The 17505-nt window shown below is 71.2% G+C and carries 14 protein-coding genes and 1 pseudogene; 5 read left to right on the top strand and 10 right to left on the bottom strand.

The window, feature by feature from the left end; translation table 11 throughout:
- From VFO26_RS12360 to VFO26_RS12385, 6 genes and pseudogenes are all read right to left on the bottom strand, one after another.
- Positions 1-525, bottom strand: a 525-nt coding sequence (locus tag VFO26_RS12360; protein ID WP_325115303.1) for an ABC transporter permease, incomplete at its 3' end; no start/stop codon positions are given.
- The gene (locus tag VFO26_RS12365; protein WP_325115304.1) at positions 522-1499 is read right to left on the bottom strand and encodes an ATP-binding cassette domain-containing protein; all 978 of its coding nucleotides are present in this window, start codon (positions 1497-1499) and stop codon (positions 522-524) included. The genes VFO26_RS12360 and VFO26_RS12365, both read right to left, overlap by 4 nt.
- A gap of 221 nt (positions 1500-1720) precedes the next feature.
- Positions 1721-3589 (bottom strand): annotated as a pseudogene (gene glgB, locus VFO26_RS12370) (1,4-alpha-glucan branching protein GlgB); the annotation flags it as partial.
- Entirely contained in the window at positions 3580-4842 is a 1263-nt protein-coding gene (locus VFO26_RS12375; RefSeq protein WP_325115306.1) for a phosphotransferase, read from the bottom strand. The gene VFO26_RS12375 and the pseudogene glgB, both read right to left, overlap by 10 nt.
- Positions 4835-6589 (bottom strand): maltose alpha-D-glucosyltransferase, encoded by a 1755-nt coding sequence (gene treS / locus VFO26_RS12380; protein WP_325115307.1) that lies wholly within the window; start codon positions 6587-6589, stop codon positions 4835-4837. Before treS ends, VFO26_RS12375 begins: the two co-directional genes overlap by 8 nt.
- Positions 6586-8382 carry a maltotransferase domain-containing protein gene (locus VFO26_RS12385; protein WP_325115308.1) on the bottom strand — a complete coding sequence of 599 codons (1797 nt, stop codon included), beginning with the start codon at positions 8380-8382 and terminating at the stop codon, positions 6586-6588. The genes treS and VFO26_RS12385 overlap by 4 nt, the downstream gene beginning before the upstream one ends.
- A 27-nt stretch (positions 8383-8409) precedes the next feature.
- Here VFO26_RS12385 and VFO26_RS12390 point away from each other — a divergent pair, with 27 nt between their 5' ends.
- Positions 8410-9573 carry a 4-alpha-glucanotransferase gene (locus VFO26_RS12390; RefSeq protein ID WP_325115309.1) on the top strand — a complete coding sequence of 388 codons (1164 nt, stop codon included), beginning with the start codon at positions 8410-8412 and terminating at the stop codon, positions 9571-9573.
- Positions 9574-9631: 58 nt separating this feature from the next.
- On the opposite strand, the gene VFO26_RS12395 is transcribed toward VFO26_RS12390, so the two are convergent.
- Positions 9632-9841 (bottom strand): hypothetical protein, encoded by a 210-nt coding sequence (locus tag VFO26_RS12395; protein ID WP_325115310.1) that lies wholly within the window; start codon positions 9839-9841, stop codon positions 9632-9634.
- Between the two features lie 120 nt (positions 9842-9961).
- On the bottom strand, positions 9962-10261 hold the full coding sequence (locus VFO26_RS12400; protein WP_325115311.1) for a hypothetical protein: 300 nt from the start codon (positions 10259-10261) through the stop codon (positions 9962-9964).
- A 20-nt stretch (positions 10262-10281) separates the two neighbouring features.
- Here VFO26_RS12400 and coxB point away from each other — a divergent pair, with 20 nt between their 5' ends.
- The 4 genes from coxB (at position 10282) to VFO26_RS12420 (ending at position 15142) form a co-directional block, all read left to right on the top strand.
- Positions 10282-11259, top strand: a complete 978-nt coding sequence (gene coxB, locus VFO26_RS12405; protein ID WP_325115312.1) for a cytochrome c oxidase subunit II — start codon at positions 10282-10284, stop codon at positions 11257-11259.
- 156 nt (positions 11260-11415) lie between these two features.
- On the top strand, positions 11416-13062 hold the full coding sequence (gene ctaD, locus VFO26_RS12410) for a cytochrome c oxidase subunit I (protein WP_325115313.1): 1647 nt from the start codon (positions 11416-11418) through the stop codon (positions 13060-13062).
- The gene (locus tag VFO26_RS12415; protein WP_325115314.1) at positions 13059-14276 is read left to right on the top strand and encodes a heme o synthase; all 1218 of its coding nucleotides are present in this window, start codon (positions 13059-13061) and stop codon (positions 14274-14276) included. Before ctaD ends, VFO26_RS12415 begins: the two co-directional genes overlap by 4 nt.
- A gap of 128 nt (positions 14277-14404) precedes the next feature.
- Positions 14405-15142: an inositol monophosphatase family protein gene (locus tag VFO26_RS12420; RefSeq protein WP_325115315.1), complete on the top strand. Its 738-nt coding sequence runs from the start codon at positions 14405-14407 to the stop codon at positions 15140-15142.
- Here VFO26_RS12420 and VFO26_RS12425 read toward each other — a convergent pair.
- A complete protein-coding gene (locus VFO26_RS12425) occupies positions 15139-16005 on the bottom strand; it encodes a glucose-6-phosphate dehydrogenase assembly protein OpcA (protein WP_325115316.1) in 867 nt (288 codons plus the stop codon). The genes VFO26_RS12420 and VFO26_RS12425 overlap by 4 nt on opposite strands.
- 5 nt (positions 16006-16010) lie before the next feature.
- Positions 16011-17453: a glucose-6-phosphate dehydrogenase gene (gene zwf / locus VFO26_RS12430; RefSeq protein ID WP_325115317.1), complete on the bottom strand. Its 1443-nt coding sequence runs from the start codon at positions 17451-17453 to the stop codon at positions 16011-16013.
- Positions 17454-17505: the final 52 nt, after the last annotated feature.

A 17505-nucleotide genomic window follows, 5' to 3' on the forward strand; every position in this document is an offset into this window, starting at 1 on the left:
GAAGAGCGGGAACACGCCCTGGACGGCCTCGCCGTTGCCGGTCCTGAGCGCGACGAAGGCGCCGATGCAGCCGAACGCGAGCGAGATCGTCAGCGACAGGAGGATCAGAACGGGCACGCCGCCCGGCCCGGCGGCGAGCCCGTTGCCGACCGCGATCCCGACGACGAGGACGATCGCGGCCTGGATCAGGCCGAGCGCCACGATGCCGGTGAGCTGGCCGAGCATGAGCGCCACCCGCCGCAGCGGCGTGAGCGACAGCCGGTTCAGGAAGCCGGTCTCGATGTCATTGGCGACGTTCGTGCCCGCGCTCATGGCCGAGAAGAGCGCGCCCTGGATGAACGGGATCGCGATCGCGAACTGGAAGTAGGAGTCCGTCGGGAACCCGTGAAGAAGCGTGGCGCTGTCCAGCCCGCTGCTGTTGATCGAAAGCAGCAGGAGCGGGAAGAAGATCGACGGGAACACCATGGCCGGCTGCCGCAGCGTTCGCACGACCGACCGCTGGGTGAGCAGCAGGACCTGGCTCACGCCGGCGCGGGCTCCGGCGCGACGGCCTCACCCTCCAGCGACCGCCCGGTCTTGGCGAGGAAGACGTCGTCGAGCGTGGGCGCGTGCAGCTGGAGCTCCTGGATGTCGATGCCCTCGGTGTCGAGGGCCCGCACCACCTCGGCGAGCTCGGCGTCTCCGCCCGCCAGCCGCACGGACGCTCCCTTCGTGGATCCCGCGACGGGCTCGCCGAAACGGGCGAGCACCTCCCTCGTGCGTCCGAGCTCCTCGGGATCCTGAGGGACGGCCTCGACGCTCGGGCGGCCGATCTCGGCCTTGAGCGCCTCGGGGGTGCCCTCGGCCACGATCCGCCCGCGGTCGATGATCCCGACGCGATCCGCGAGCACGTCCGCCTCCTCCAGGTACTGGGTCGTGAGGAAGACGGTCACGCCGCGGTCGGCCGCGAGCCGCTGTACCTCCTCCCAGAGCGCGCTTCGGCTCTGCACGTCGAGCCCGGTGGTCGGCTCGTCGAGGAACAGGATCCGCGGCCGGTGGACGAGCGCGAGCGCGAGGTCGAGCCTCCGCTTCATGCCGCCCGAGTAGCCACCGACCTTGCGGTCTGCGGCCTCGGTGAGCCCCACGCGCTCGAGCAGCTCCTCGGTGCGGCTCTGCCGCTCGGGCTTCGGCAGCCCCTGCAGCATCGTCTGCAGGCGCAGGTGGTCGCGGCCCGTGAGCAGCGCGTCCAGCGCGGCCTCCTGGAGTGCGGCGCCGATCGTCGAGCGCACCTTCGGGCCCTCGCGGACGACGTCGAAGCCCGCGACGCGGGCGCTGCCGGATGTCGGCGGCAGCAGGGTGGTCAGCATCAGCACGGTGGTCGACTTCCCGGCGCCGTTCGGGCCGAGGAAGCCGTAGATCTCGCCGGGCTCGACGCGGAGGTCGATCCCGTCGACGGCGCGCGGGCCTTTCTTGAACTCGCGGACGAGACTCTCCACGACGATGCTGTTGTCCGCTCTCACCCTCCGAGGGTACTGGCGGGATCGAGCAGGTCCGTGTCAGACACCGTTCGCTGTCAAGAGGGCGCTTCCGGCCACGTGCGTCTGGGCGCACCTGCCGCGCGCGCCGGTCGGAATCGCCGATCGCGCCACGCGTGCCGGCCTGTGGAAGAGTTGACACACATTCGGCACCGCTTGCTCTTGACAGAGATCGGTGTCTGACACCGATCTGGCTGCGCCCCGCGTCACGCGTCGGGGGAGAGCCACACCGTCGCCAGCGGCGGCAGGGTCACGCCCGCGGAGAACGGGCGGCCGTGGATCGCCTCGGGGACGGCCATGACCACCCCGAGGTTCCCGACGCCGGAGCCCCCGTACTCCGCCGCATCCGTGTTCAGCACCTCGCGCCAGGGCCCGCCGACCGGCAGCGGCACGCGCCAGTGATGGCGCACGACCGGCGAGAAGTTGACCAGGCAGGCGAGCACGCGCGAGCCGTCGGCCGAGAAGCGCGCATACGCGAGCACGTTGTCCTCCCGGGCGTCCCCGACGAGCCACTGGAACCCGTGGGGCGCGAAGTCGACCTGCCAGAGCGCCGGCTCCGCCCGGTAGGCACGGTTGAGGTCGGCGACGCAGCGCAGGACGCCGCGGTGCAACGGGTAGTCGAGCACGTACCAGTCGAGCGACCCGGCCTCCGACCACTCCGTCCCCTGTCCGAGCTCCCCGCCCATGAACAGGAGCTGCTTGCCCGGATGCCCCCACATGTGCGCGTAGAGCGCGCGCAGCGTCGCGAACTGCTGCCACTCGTCGCCGGCGAGCTTCCGGAGGAGGGCGCCCTTGCCGTGCACGACCTCGTCGTGGGAGAGGGGAAGGACGAAGTTCTCGTCCCACGCATACACCATCGAGAACGTGAGCTCGTCGTGGTGCCAGCGCCGATGAACAGGCTCGTGGGACACGTAGTCGAGCGTGTCGTGCATCCAGCCCATGTTCCACTTGAACGTGAAGCCGAGGCCCCCGGCGTGGGTCGGCCGGGAGACGCCCGGCCACGCCGTCGACTCCTCGGCCGTCATCGCCACGCCGGGGTGCGTCGCGTGCACGACCTCGTTCAGCTCACGGAGGAACGAGACCGCCTCGAGGTCCTCGCGGCCGCCGTAGCGGTTGGGGAGCCACTCGCCCGGCTCGCGCGAGTAGTCGAGGTAGAGCATCGAGGCAACGGCGTCGACCCGCAGGCCGTCCGCATGGAACTCCTCGAGCCAGTAGAGGGCGTTCGCCAGGAGGAAGTTCCGCACCTCGTGACGGCCGTAGTTGAAGACGAGGGTGCCCCAGTCCGGATGCGACCCGCGGCGCGGGTCGGCGTGCTCGTAGAGCGCCGTCCCGTCGAAGCGGGCGAGGGCCCACTCGTCGCGGGGGAAGTGGGCGGGCACCCAGTCCAGGAGGACGCCGATGCCGTTCGCATGCATCGCGTCGACGAACGCGCGCAGGTCGTCCGGCTCGCCGAGCGTCGCCTGCGGCGCGAAGTAGCCCGTCACCTGGTAGCCCCACGAGGGCCCGTAGGGATGCTGCATCACCGGCATGAGCTCGACGTGCGTGAACCCGGCGTCGGCGACGTGCTCCGAGAGCTCGTCGGCGAGGTCGCGCCAGCCCAGCCCCTGGCGCCAGGAGCCGGCGTGCACCTCGTAGATCGACATCGGACCGACGAGCGGATCGGTCACGGCACGGCGCCGGAGCCACTGGGCGTCGCCCCAGACGTGGCGCGAGCGGTAGAGAACCGAGGCGGTCTCGGGAGGGACCTGCGCCCGGAACGCGAGCGGATCGGCCTTCAGCCGCGTCACGCCGTCGGCTCCCCGCACCGACAGCTTGTACGCCTGCCCCTCGCGAGCGTCGGCCGCGACACCGGCCCAGACGCCCGAGGAGCCCTGCGGCTCGAGCGGGTCCGCGCCCGCGTTCCACAGGTTCCAGTCACCGACGACGGACACCTCGCGCGCGTTCGGGGCCCAGACGGCGAAGCGCGCGCCGCGATCCTCCTCGAGGAGATGCCCGCCGAGCTGCTCCCAGAGCCGCTCGTGTCGCCCCTCGCCCAGCAGGTGCAGGTCGAGCTCGCCCGGCGCGCTCATGCGGCGGTCTCGAGCATGCGGAGCAGCCCGACGAGCGGGATCGAGGCCCAGTCGGGACGGTTCCGCGCCTCGTAACGGAGCTCGTAGGCCAGCTTCTCGAGCTCGAAAAGGGCGAGCAGTCGATCGAAGCCGGCTCGGCTGGGCGGCAGAAGGCGCTCGTCGGAGGCCGCGAGGTAGCCGTCGAGGAACGCCTCGCGGCACGCATCGGCCCACCCCTCGGGCGGCTCCACGTCCCGCAGCAGGAGCGCGGCATCGGCGGCGTACGCGAACGAGCGCGTCATGCCGGCGAGGTCGCGGAGCGGCGAGCGCTTCCGGCGCCGCTCCGGCAGCGACCGGGCGGGCTCGCCTTCGAAGTCGATCACCACCCAGTCACCGTCGCGCGTCCAGAGCACCTGGCCGAGGTGGTAGTCCCCGTGCGTCCGGATCGCGAGGCCCGACGGGCCGGAGCCGGACAGCTCCTGCACGAGGTCACGGAGGTCCTCCAGACGGTGCGCGACCGCTCCGAGCGCGTCGCCTTCGGGCATGGTCGCGAACGTCGTGGCGATCTCCTCCTCGACCGCCGCGCCGAGCAGGCCGATCGTCTCGGCGCTCGGCTCCTCCGGCGCGAAGTGCGGGTCGCCGTCGTGGGAGGCGAGGGCAGCGTGGAGCTGGGCCGTGACCTCGCCGAGGCGCCAGGCGCGCTCGGGGAGCCAGGACGGGTCGTCCTCGAAGGAGCCCAGGGTGAGCTCCCAGCCGCCCCCCATCGCGGGCACGAGAGCGGTGACCGTCACGAGGGCGGTCTCGAGCGGCGGCCCGGGCGTCTCGAGCGCGCCCTCCAGCCGGGGCGCGTTCTCGAACCGTGAGGCCGCGAGCGCGCGGAGCAGCTCCAGCTCGGGGTTCGGGCCGGCCTCGAGCCTCCGGTACAGCTTCAGCACGTGCAGCTCGTCGAGCACCACCGAGCTGTTCGACTGCTCGACGCCGAACGAGCGGACGCGCGCCCCCTCGGCGCGGACGCCGGAGAGCGCCGCGAGGCGCCCCGCCACCTCCGGTCTCTCGAACGCGTCGACGAGCTCGTCGCCCTCGCCGAACGCGAGCAGGTAGTGCTCGTGCGTGCCCGTGGTGAAGCGGATCTCGACGATCGCCAGCACGACCGGGCCGTCCTCCACGGGAAGGCCGACCACCTCGGCGCTCTCGACCACACGACCCTTCGCCGCGAACCAGCGCGCTTCGGAGACGAGCCCGAGCAGCTCGTCGCTCGACAGGGCCCTCGGGTCACGCATCGGGCGCCTCCTCCGGCAGCAGGAACCAGTAGAAGCCACGCGGCCCGAAGGTGAGCAGGTACGGCAGCTCCCCGATCGCCGGGAACTGCGTCCTGCCGATCATCTCGATCGGCGTGCGCCCCTCGAAGCGCGACAGGTCGAGCTCGACGGCCTGGGCCGAGCGGGCGAGGTTGTGGACGCAGAGCACGGTGTCGCCGTCGTGCTGCCTCAGGTGCGCGAAGACGCGCGGGTTCGTCGTCTGGAGCGTCTCGTAGCTCCCGAGCCCGAACACGGGATGCTCCTTGCGCAGCGCGACGAACCGCTGGAGCCAGCGCAGGAGCGACGTCGGCGAGCGCAGCTGGGCCTCGACGTTGACGGCCTGGAACCCGAACACCGGGTCCATCAGCGGCGGCAGATAGAGCTGCGCGAAGTCGGCGCGTGAGAAGCCGCCGTTCCGGTCGCCCGTCCATTGCATCGGCGTCCGGACGCCGTCCCGGTCGCCGAGGTAGACGTTGTCGCCCATGCCGATCTCGTCCCCGTAGTACAGCACCGGGGACCCGGGCAGCGAGAACAGGATCGCGTGCATCAGCTCGATCTCGTCACGCCCACCGTCGAGGAGCGGCGCGAGCCGGCGCCGGATGCCGAGGTTGAGCTTCATCCTCGGGTCCATCGCGTACTCGGAGTACATGTAGTCGCGCTCCTCGTCGGTGACCATCTCGAGCGTGAGCTCGTCGTGGTTGCGCAGGAAGAGGCCCCACTGGCAGTGATCCGGGATCGGGGGCGTCCGGTCGAGGATCTCGACCATCGGGCGCGCCTCCTCGCGCCGCACCGCCATGAACATCCGCGGCATCACGGGGAAGTGGAAGGCCATGTGGCACTCGTCGCCGTCGCCGAAGTAGTCGACGACGTCCTCCGGCCACTGGTTCGCCTCTGCGAGCAGCACCCGATCGGTGTACCCGGCGTCGATCTCGGCGCGAACCCGCCTCAGGAACCGGTGCGTCGCGGGCAGGTTCTCGCAGTTCGTGCCCTCCTCTTCGAACAGGTACGGGACGGCGTCGAGCCGGAACCCGTCGAGCCCGAGGTCGAGCCAGAAGCGGAGCGCGTCGATGATGGCTTCCCCGACCTCCGGGTTCTCGTAGTTGAGGTCGGGCTGATGGTGGTAGAAGCGATGCCAGAAGTACGCTTCGCGCTGCGGATCGTACGTCCAGTTGGACTGCTCGCTGTCGACGAAGATGATCCGCGCGTCCTCGTAGCGGTGCACGGTGTCCGACCAGACGTACCAGTCGGCCTTCGGGCTGTCCGGCCCCTGGCGCGACTCCTGGAACCAGGGGTGCTCGCTCGAGGTGTGGTTCATCACGAAATCCGTGATCACCCGCATCCCCCGCTCGTGGGCGGCCTCGACGCATGCGGCGAACTCGTCGAGCGTGCCGAACTCGGGGGCGACCGAGAGGAAGTCGGAGACGTCGTAACCCCCGTCGCGGAGCGGCGAGGGGTAGAACGGCAGCAGCCAGATGCAGTCGATCCCGAGCCACTGGAGGTAGTCCAGCTTCTGCCGCAGCCCACGGAAGTCCCCCATCCCGTCGTCGGAGGAGTCGAAGAACGACCGCGTGTGGAGCTCGTAGAAGACGGCGGTCTTGAACCAGTCCGGCTGGGACTCGAACCAGTGCTCGGCTCCCGTCGCTCGCTCGGCGGCCCCGCTCGCCGACGGGCGAAGGCCTGCCCCGCCGACGGCCGACGACGGCGCGCTCGAGCCGGGTCGCTCGCTCACCCGTGCACCTCCAGGACGTGCGCCTTGCCCGGCCCGAGCCGGACGTAGTTGCGATCGCCCCAGTCGTAGGCCTCCCCCGTGAGCGCGTCGACGACGCGGAAGCCCTCGCCGAGCCCGAAGGCCGAGGGGACGACGCACACCCCCTCGTGCACCGCGAACGGGTCGAGGTTGGCGACGACGAGCACGAGGTCGTCTCCGAGCGTGCGGGCGAAGCCGAGGAGGTGGTCGGACTCGGTCTCCAGCCATGTGAGCCGCTCGACTCCCGCGCCGGTCAGCGCCGGGTGCTCGCGACGGATCTCGTTGAGCCGCCGCACGAGCGGGAGCAGCTGCCCGTCGAGCCGTCGCTCCCTGAGCTGGTACTTCTCGGAGTCGAGGTACTCCTCGCTCCCCGCGCGGACGGGGACGTTCTCGCAGGCCTCGTAGCCCGAGTAGATCCCGTAGCTGGGCGAGAGGGTGGCCGCGAGCACCAGGCGGCACTCGAATGCCTGCCGGCCGCCGGCCTGGAGGGTGGCATGGAGGATGTCGGGCGTGTTGGGCCACAGGTTCGGCCGCAGGAAGGGCGACCACTCGCGCAGCTGCTCGACGAGCTCGACCAGCTCCGGCTTCGTGTTCTTCCACGTGAAGTACGTGTAGGACTGCGAGAACCCGGCCTTCGCGAGCAGGGTCATCATCGCGGGCCGCGTGAAGGCCTCCGAGAGGAAGACCGTGCCGGGATGCCGCTTGCGCACGTCAGCGATCAGCCACTCCCAGAACGGGACAGGCTTCGTATGGGGGTTGTCCACCCGGAAGACCGTCACGCCCGCGTCGCACCAGCGGTCGACCACGTCGCGGACGGCATGCCAGAGGCCCTTTCGGTCGCGCGTGTCCCAGTCGAAGTTGTGGATGTCCTGGTAGCGCTTCGGCGGGTTCTCGGCGTACTTCAGCGACCCGTCCGGCCGGTGCTGGAACCACTCCGGATGCTGTTCGAGCCAGGGGTGGTCGGGCGAGCACTGCAGCGCCAGGTCGAGCGCGAGCTCCATCCGGTGCTCGCGCACTGCCGCGACCAGCTTCGCGAGGTCGGCCTCGTCTCCGAGACCAGGGTCGATCGCGTCGTGCCCACCCTCGGGGCCGCCGATCGCCCAGGGGCTGCCGACGTCGCCGGGCTCCGCCCGCTCGGTGTTGTTCCTGCCCTTCCGGTTCGTCCGTCCGATGGGGTGGATCGGCGGCAGGTAGAGGACGTCGAAGCCGAGCTGCGCGAGCTCGGGCACGACCCGGGTCACGCCCGGCAGCCCGCCCCACGAGCGCGGGAACAGCTCGTACCAGGCGCCGGCGCGGGCGCGCTCCCGCTCGACGTCCAGCTGGAGCGCCTCGCTCCGCCCGGCGCCGTGCCGCTCGCGGCGGCCCAGCTCGTCGGCGCCCTTGCGCCAGTCGTCGACCGATCCCGGGCCGAACAGCGCTGCGCCCTCGGCGAGCTCGCCCGCGAGGTCGTCCTGCCCCGCCGCGACCTTCCGGTCGTGCTCCTCGAGCCAGCCGGCGTGGCGATCGACCCAGGCCTCGATCTCGAACGACCAGCGCCCGACCGCATCGACCTCGAACGACCCTGCGAAGCGGTCGTTGCCGAGCGACTCCAGCGGCGCCTCACGCCACCGGGCGCGTGACCTGCGGAAGCGCACGACGCCGCGGAGCGTCTCGTGCCCGTCGCGGACGATGGTCGCCGCGACGTCGACCCGGTCGCCGACGCACGCCTTCGCCGGCCAGCGGCCGCAGTCGACCTGGGGCGTGACGTCGGAGACCGTGATGCGTTGGGCAGGCACGCGCGCCACAAGGTAAACAGTCCGGGCGTGCTGGTGGAACGGTCCCTCGGGGTGCAGCTCCATCCCACGTCCCTTCCAGGTGGCAGGCTCGGCCCGGACGCCTACGAGTTCGTCGACTGGCTGGCGGCCGCCGGGGCGAGCTGGTGGCAGGTCCTCCCGCTCCACCCGCCGGACGAGCTCGGGTCGCCCTACGCTTCGGCGTCGGCGTTCGCGTGCTGGAGCGGCCTGCTCGCGGAGCCGGACGCACCGGTCGGCAGGAACGAGGCGCGTGCGTTCCGCGCGCGGGAGCGCGCCTGGATCGACGACTGGGCGTCGTTCGCCGGGCAGGGCGCGGTGGAGGATCAGGTGCGCTTCGAACGCGAGTGGGCGGCGCTCCGCTCCCATGCCGCCTCGCGGGGCGTGCGCGTCATCGGGGACGTCCCGATCTACGTGGCCGTCGGCGGCTGCGACCACACCCTCCACCCCGAGCTCTTCCTCCCCGTCGAGGAGGTCGTCGCGGGCGCGCCGCCGGACGACATGAACGAGCTCGGCCAGCTCTGGGGGAACCCGCTCTACGACTGGCCTGCGATGGAGCGGACGGGCTACCGCTGGTGGATCGACCGGATGCGCCGGGTGCTCGGGCTCGTCGACGTCTTCCGAATCGACCACTTCCGCGGCTTCGCCGCCTTCTGGACGGTCCGCGCCGGAGCCGAGAGCGCGCTCGACGGGTGGTGGTCACCGGGCCCCGGCGCCATGCCGTTCCGCGCAGCCGAGGCCGAGCTCGGCCCGCTCCCGGTGATCGCCGAGGACCTGGGCCTGATCACGCCCGATGTCCACGCGCTGCGCGACGAGCTCGGCTTCCCGGGGATGGCCGTGCTCCTGTGGTCGTTCGAGGGCCCGCCGGACAGCCCGCACCGGTTCGAGAACCACCGCCCGAACCAGGTGATCTACACGTCGACCCACGACACCGACACGCTCGCCGCGTTCGCTGGGACGAGCGACGTCTGGCCGCTGATCGGACAGGCGCTCTCGTCCCGATGCGGGCTCGCGATCGTCCCCGTTCAGGACGTGCTCGGGCTGGGGAACGCGGCACGGATGAACCGGCCCGGGACCATCGGGGGCAACTGGGAATGGCGCCTCCAGCCGGGCGAGCTGACCGAGGCGCACGCCGCCCGGCTGCGCGCCGCCGCCGCGGCCAGCGGGCGCGCGTGATCCGCTCTCGCCGAAGCCCGAGCTACGGGGTCGGCGTGGCGGCGGAGCGGGCCGCAGCTCAGAAGAGGATCTGGAGCGCCGTGTCCGGCGGGCAGCCGCGCTCGAGAAGCGAGACGGCGAAGTGGAGGTCGACGTCGCGGTCGAGGGCGAGCACGATGGCCGCCTCGGCGTCGTACCCGGCCTGGAGGAGGCGCTCCACCCGCCAGGAGGTGACGCCGTCGCGCTCGCGCTCGGCGCGGGATGGGGCAACCGGAGTTTGAATCGACATCGCACAGGAGAGAACGCCGGAGATGTGTGGAGACCCTCAAGCCGCGTTACGCCCGTGTTCCGCCGATGTTGCGCTTGTGTTGCGACGGGATCGACAGGTGCGCGCCGGGCGGCGCCGACGTCAGTCGGGGAGCTCTTCGAACCGGAGCTTCGCGGCGACCGCGGGGCGACCCTCACGCTCGTAGACCACGTCGACGGCGTCGTCCTTGCCGTAGGACCCGGCGATCCCGAGCACCATCGACGTCCAGCGTCCGACACCCACCTTCTCGCGCGCGAGCTCGCGCTCGAACACGAGCGTGCCGTCGCGCACCAGGAAGTCCACGCCCTCGTGCTGCTCCACTCCGTTCAGGAAGACCTGGAACGGGCGCTGCACCTCCGCGGGGAGGCGCACGAACGTTGCTCGGCGCGGGCTCTCGTCCACCTTCATAGAATGCCCTCAACGTGAGGGTGCACCGCGTCCTGATCGCCTGCGCGCTCGCTGCGCTCCTCTCGCCTGCCGGGACGGCCGTCGCGGGCAACGGCGGGTTCGCGCCCGTGGCGCCCGAGTCGCGGAACGCCGACGCGATCAGCCAGAGCTTCTGGTTCATCTCGGCGTTCGCTCTGGGGATCTTCCTCCTGGTCGAGGTCCTGCTCGTCCTGTTCGTGGTCAAGTACCGGCGCCGCCGCCGTCCGCGCGACGCGGACGGGGCGCAGATCCACGGGTCGAACCGCCTCGAGCTCGCCTGGACGATCGGCCCGGTGCTGATCCTCTGCGTGATCGGCACCTTCATCTTCGTCAAGCTCCCCGTGGTCGAGGACGTGCCGGCTTCCACGGGCGGCCAGGAGAACCTCGTGGTCGAGGTCACGGGGACGCAGTTCTCGTGGGAGTACCGCTATCCCAACGGGGTCGTCGCGATCGACCGCATGCGCGCTCCGCAGGGGAGGACGGTGGAGCTCCACATCACCGCACCGGACTGGGACGTGATCCACTCGTGGTGGATCCCGCAGCTCGGCGGCAAGTTCGACGCCATTCCCGGCACGGTGAACAGGACGTGGTTCAAGGCCGAGCGGACCGGCGTGTTCCTCGGGCAGTGCGCCGAGCTGTGCGGCCTCTACCACGCGAAGATGCTCGCCGCGGTCGAGGTGATGCCGGGAGCCGAGTTCGACCGCTGGCTCGCCGAGCGCGCCGACCAGCAGGCGTCGACGACGTCGCCGCTCGGCGAGGAGCTCTGGGACGGCAGCTGCGCGAAGTGTCACGGCCTGGAGGGCGAGGGCGGCTACGGGCCGAGCATCGCGTCGAGCGCGCTGGTCCGGGATTCGGAGGCGGTCGAGCGGCTCCTGCGCCGCGGCGGCATCCGGATGCCCCCGGTCGGCCGGGACTGGAACGAGACCGAGATGGAGGCGCTGACCGACTACCTGGAGGAGAGCTTTGGCAGCTAGGCACTCACTGCGGGACAAAGCCGTGTGCCGTCGGGACGTGCTGTGCGCGCACGCTGCTGCGTCCTCGGTCGCCCCGATATGCGTGCATATCGGGACTCCCTGCGTTCCTGCAACGCACTCGCCCATCACGTCCCGACGACGAAGCGTCATCCCGCAGTGAGTGCCCGCGCGGAGCACCCCCGTGTCCCCGCCTGGCAGCGCGGCAAGGTCGCCGGCTGGCTGGTCACGGTCGACCACAAGCGGATCGGGATCCTCTACATCACGACCGCCGGGCTCTTCTTCGCGCTGTCCGGGTTCCTCGCGCTCCTGATCCGAACCCAGCTCGCCCAGAGCGACGGGGGCGTCCTGACCGGCGACTCGTACAACGAGGTCGTCACCATGCACGGGACGGGGATGGTCTTCTTCGTCGTCGTCCCGATCCTCGCCGGGCTCGGGAACTTCCTCGTGCCTCTCATGATCGGCGCCCCCGACATGGCGTTCCCGCGCCTGAACGCGCTCTCGTACTGGCTCTACGCCTTCGCCGGGCTCGTCTTCTGCTTCTCGTTCTTCGCGGCGGGCGGCGCAGCGAACACCGGCTGGACGGCGTACCCGCCCCTGTCGCTCGCCGCGCAGGGCAACGGCCAGGACCTGTGGATCCTCTCGCTCCACATCATGACGCTCTCCTCGCTGGCCGGGGCGATCAACTTCATCGTCACGATCCACAACATGCGCACGCGCGGGATGTCGTGGATGCGCCTCCCCCTCTTCGTGTGGTCGATCGAGATCTACTCGTGGCTGCTGCTGGTCGTCCTGCCCGTGCTCTCGGCCGGTCTCACGCTGCTCCTGCTCGAGCGCCAGTTCCCGGAGACGTTCCAGTTCTTCAGGCCCGAGGACGGCGACTCGGGCGGGTCGCCCGTGCTCTTCCAGCACGTCTTCTGGTTCTTCGGGCACCCCGAGGTCTACATCATGGTCCTGCCGGCGATGGGGATCATCTCCGAGGTTCTCCCCGTCTTCGCCAGGAAGCCGATCTTCGGCTACAAGGCGGTCGCCCTCTCGACGGTCGCGATCGGCTTCTTCTCGATGCTCGTGTGGGCCCACCACATGTTCACGGTCGGGATGCCGACGTACCTCAACATCTGGTTCATGCTGGCCTCGATGGTGATCGCCGTGCCGACCGGTGTGAAGATCTTCAACTGGCTCGCCACCCTGTGGCGGGGCAACATCTCGCTCGACACGCCGATGCTGTTCGCGCTCGGCTTCCTCAGCATCTTCACGGTGGGTGGGCTCTCCGGGATCTACCTCGCCGCGTTCCCCGTGGACTGGCAGGTGCACGACACGTACTTCGTCGTCGCCCACTTCCACTACGTGCTGTTCGGGGGCTCCGTGTTCGCGATCATCGGCGGGCTCTTCTACTGGTGGCCCAAGATCTTCGGGCGGATGCTCTCCGAGCGGCTCGGGAAGTGGACGTTCGTGCTGCTCTTCATCGGGTTCAACGTCACGTTCTTCCCGCAGCACCTCCTCGGGCTGCTCGGGATGCCGCGGCGGATCTACAGCTACCGCGACGACGGTCTCTGGGAGGCGTACAACCTGACCTCGACGATCGGCTCGTACATCATGGGGCTCGGAATGCTCTGCTTCCTCGTCGCAATCGTGAAGAGCGTGAACGGCCGCCGCGCCGGGAACGACCCCTGGCAGGGCGACACGCTCGAGTGGTACACGACCTCGCCGCCGCCGCCCCACAACTTCGACGAGGTCCCGTACGTCACCAGCGCCCGCCCGCTCTACGACCTGCGCCGCCGCCTGCGGGAGAGCGGGTCGCTGTGAGGACCGACCGCGCACCCGGGCCGCTCCTGCGACTGACGATGCTCGTGGCTGCCGCCGCCGCCGCGCTCGTGGTCGTGAGCGCCGCGCTCGAGCTCGGGCGCGGCCACTGGGGCGCCGCGCTCGTCGCGCTCCCGCTCCTGGTCGCCGTCCTGGTCGCCGCGATCCTGTCGTATCGCCGGCTGATCGCCCCGGCGGCGACCTCGGTCGCGCTGATGCTCGTCGCGATCGCCACGGGAGGGCTCGTCGCCTGGCTCGACACGGACTGGTCGCTCGCGCTGCACGTCGCCGCCGCGGGCGGGGCGATGGCGGCCGCGCTCGTGACGCTCGCGGTCTCGTTCCGCGGCGCGCCGCTGGCGCTCGGGCCTGCGCGCGACTACCTGACGCTGACGAAGCCGCGGATCATGTCGCTGCTCCTCGTCACGGGCGCGGCAGGCATGTTCGTCGGGGCCGGCGGGTGGCCGGGTGGAGTGGAGCTGACGACGATGCTCGTCGGTCTCGCGCTGGCGTGCGGCGGCGCGAGCGCCCTCAACCACGTCATCGACCGCGACATCGACCGACTGATGGGCCCGCGCACCGCGGCGCGGCCGGTCGCGTCGGGCCGGGTGCCCGCGCCGCGCGCGCTCGAGTTCGGCCTCGTCCTGTCCGCGCTCTCGTTTGCTCTGCTCGCCTCGACGGTGAACGTGCTCACGGCAGTCCTCGCGCTCGTCGGGAACCTCTTCTACGTCGTCGTCTACACCGGGTACCTCAAGCGCTCCACCGACCAGAACATCGTGATCGGAGGCGCCGCGGGGGCCGTGCCGCCGCTCGTCGGCTATGCCGCGGCAACCGGGACACTCGCGCTGCCGGCGCTCTGGCTGTTCCTGATCGTGTTCCTCTGGACGCCGCCCCACTTCTGGGCGCTCGCGCTGATGATCAAGGAGCACTACGCCGCGGCGAACGTGCCGATGCTCCCGGGGACGCGCGGCGACACCGAGACGACACGTCAGATCCTCCTCTACTCGGTCGCGATGGTGGCGTTCACGCTCGCCGTCGGGCTCTGGCTCGGACCGCTCTACACCGTCGCGGCCGCGCTCCTCGGCGGCTACTTCGTCTTCCTCGCGCACCGCCTCCGCGCCGAGGCCTCGAAGCGGAACGCGGTCGTCCTGTTCCACTACTCGCTCGCGTATCTCGCCCTGCTGTTCGTCGCCGCGGCGGTCGACCCGGTGGTGCTCTAGGTGCTCTCGCCCGAGCTCGAACGGAAGAACATGCGACTGGGTCTGGCGCTCTTCGCGATCTTCGTCGTGCTGTTCGTGGGCGCCTGCGTGATCGCTCTGATCTACCTGCAGGTCGACTAGCGAGCGCCTTGGGCACGGACCTGGCGCTCGCGCTCCGACTCGCGGACGCAGCCGACGCCGTCGCCCTGGCGCGATTCCGCGCGCGCGACCTGGTCGTCGAGACCAAGCCCGACAGGACACCGGTGACGGAGGCCGACCGGGACGTAGAGAAGGAGCTTCGCTCCCTCCTCGGGCGCGAGCGGCCCGGCGACGCGATCCTCGGGGAGGAGGAGGGAGAGTCCGGCACCGGCCCGCGGCGCTGGATCCTCGACCCGATCGACGGGACGCGCAACTACTCGCGCGGCATCCCGGTGTGGGCGACTCTGATCGCGCTTGAGGAGGAGGGTCGGGTCGTGCTCGGGGTCGTCTCGGCGCCCGCGCTCCACCGGCGCTGGTGGGCCGAGCGGGGTGGAGGAGCCCACGCGGGGGGCGACCAGGTCCACGTCTCCGCGGTGCACCGCGCCGAGGACGCCGTGCTCAGCTTCGCGCTCGAGCAGCCGCTTCCGAGCCTGGCGACCCGGGCGTGGCACGCGCGCGGGTACGGCGACTTCTGGAGCCACATGCTCGTCGCCGAGGGGGCGATCGACGGCGCGATCGACGCTATCGGGGTGTCCGTCTGGGACCTCGCCGCCGTCCAGGTGATCGTCGAGGAGGCAGGTGGGACGTTCACCGACTTCGCCGGGCAGCACCGCGTCGACGGAGGCAGCGCGATCTCGTCGAACGGGCACCTGCACCAGGCCCTGCTGGACGCGGTCGCGGGCGGCTAGCGCGAGCGCGGTTGCGAGGCCGGGCCGGCCGCGCGAACGGCGGCCTCGAAGATCGGGTCGCGGCTCAACGTGTCGAGCTCGGCCGAGAGGAGGTCGCTTCCCGTCAGCGTGGCGGCGTGCGGGGGTCTCTCCACGGGCTCACCGTCGACGCGGACTGCGACCACGGACGGTGCATTCCGGCGCGTGAGGGCCACGTCGCGTCGCAGCCGGGAGCGGAGCCACGCGGCCAGAAGCAGCGCGTCTGCGCGCGGCCCCTCGACCGAGAGGCGCTCCATCCGGCGGATCCCGGGCCAGCGCCCCGCGAGCGCGGCCCGCCAGGGAAGGGTCCGACGCCAGGCGAGGTCGGAGACCGCGATCCGGTCGAAGAGACCCGCGAGCGACGCGTACGCGGCCGGGAGCCGCTGCCACTCGGAGGAGTCGACGACGAGACGGTCGCAGACGTCGACGAGCTCGGCGAGCGCCTGCCCGTCCCAGCCGGGCTCACCGCGCCAGCGGCAGAACGCGGGGAGGTCGGCGATCAGGAGGGGCAGGACGATCGACGCGGGATGCCGAGCCGCCTCTCCCCTCAGGCGGAGCTCGATCACCTCCGAGAGGACCTCGCGGCCGTCTCCCATCGGGAAGTCGTGGATGGCCGCGCGGGCGTCGACGCCTCTTCCCGGGCCGGGCACGGGGACGAGCAGGATCGTGCGGGCGGGGTGCCGCTCGGCGAGCCCGGCGAGGACACGCTTCGCCCGGCTCACCCACGGCGGCGGGACCCAGGCGATGTGCGTCATGGTGCTCGTCCGCAGCTCCGGCTGATCGTCGGCCTCCTGGCGGCACCGCTGCCGGGCGAGCTTCCTCTCGATGTCGGCGACGACGCCCATCGCGGTCAGTGCCTTCGCCAGGAGCGGCCGTCGCGATGCAGCAGGTCGTCCGCACGCGCCGGCCCCCAGCTGCCGGCGGCGTAGTCGGGGAACGTCTCGCGTTCGCGCCCCCATGCGCCCACGATCGCGTCGACGAGCTTCCACTGCTCCTCGACCTCGTCCTCGCGGGTGAAGAGGGTCGCGTCGCCGAGCATCGCGTCGAGGATCAGCCGCTCGTACGCCTCGGGCACCCCCTCGCGGAAGGCGCCGCCGTAGAGGAAGTCCATGTGCACCGTGCGGATCGACATCCCGGCCCCCGGCACCTTCGCGCCGATCGCGAGGGACACCCCCTCGTCCGGCTGCACGTGGATCAGGAGGACGTTCGGCCGCAGCCCCTCACCGGCGATCGCCTCGAACGGCGGGTGGGGGGCGCGCTTGAACTGGATCGCGATCGTCGTCTCGCGCCTCGCCAGGCGCTTGCCGGCCCGGACGTAGAACGGGGTGTCCGCCCAGCGCCAGTTGTCGACGTAGAGCTTCGCCGCCACGTAGGTCTCGGTCATGGACCGCGGGTCGACCCCGGGCTCCTCGCGGTAGGCGGGGACCTCCTCGCTCTCGATCCAGCCTCGCCCGTACTGGCCGCGGACGACGGACTTCGGCCCGGGCGTGTGCATCGCGCGCAGCACCTTCACCTTCTCGTTGCGCACCGCCTCGGCGGTGAAGTCGATCGGCGGCTCCATGGCCGTGAGCGCGAGCAGCTGCAGCATGTGGTTCTGGAAGATGTCCCGGATCGCGCCCGCCCGCTCGTAGTACCCCGCCCGCCCTTCGACCCCGATCGACTCTGCGACCGTGATCTGCACGTGGTCGACCATCTGGCGGTTCCAGATCGGCTCGAAGATGCCGTTCGCGAACCTGAGCGCCATCAGGTTCTGGACGGTCTCCTTGCCGAGGTAGTGGTCGATGCGGAAGACCTCGTCCTCGTGGAACCACCGCCTCACGGTCGCGCTCAGCTCGCGTGCCGAGCGGAGATCGTGGCCGAAGGGCTTCTCGACGATGATCCTCGCCCAGCCCTCCCGCTCGCGGCGCTCACCGATCTCGCGCACGACGACCGGGAAGGCCTGTGGGGGCACTGCGAGGTAGTGGAGCCGGTTGCCGGCGGTCCCCCGCGTCGAGTCGAGCTCGTCGAGGGCCTGGCCGACGAGGTCCTCGCCGGTGTCGTCCGCGAAGTCGGTCGCGACGTAGCGGACGCCCCTGGCGAGCGACTGGAACACGTCGCTGCGGAACGGGTCGCGCGCGAACTCCTTCACGGCCCTCCGCATCCCGGTGAGGAACTGCCGTGTCGACTGCTCGCTGCGTGCCACGCCGACCACGGCGAAGCGCTCCGGCAGCAGGCCCCGGTAGGCGAGTGAGTAGAGCGCCGGGAACAGCTTCCGCTTCGTGAGGTCGCCCGACGCCCCGAACACGACGAGCACGCAGGGATCAGGCGTCCGCCTGAGGCCGAGGCCCCTCTCGAGCGGATTCGGC

It is taken from the genome of Gaiella sp., assembly GCF_035710885.1.
GTDB lineage: Bacteria > Actinomycetota > Thermoleophilia > Gaiellales > Gaiellaceae > Gaiella.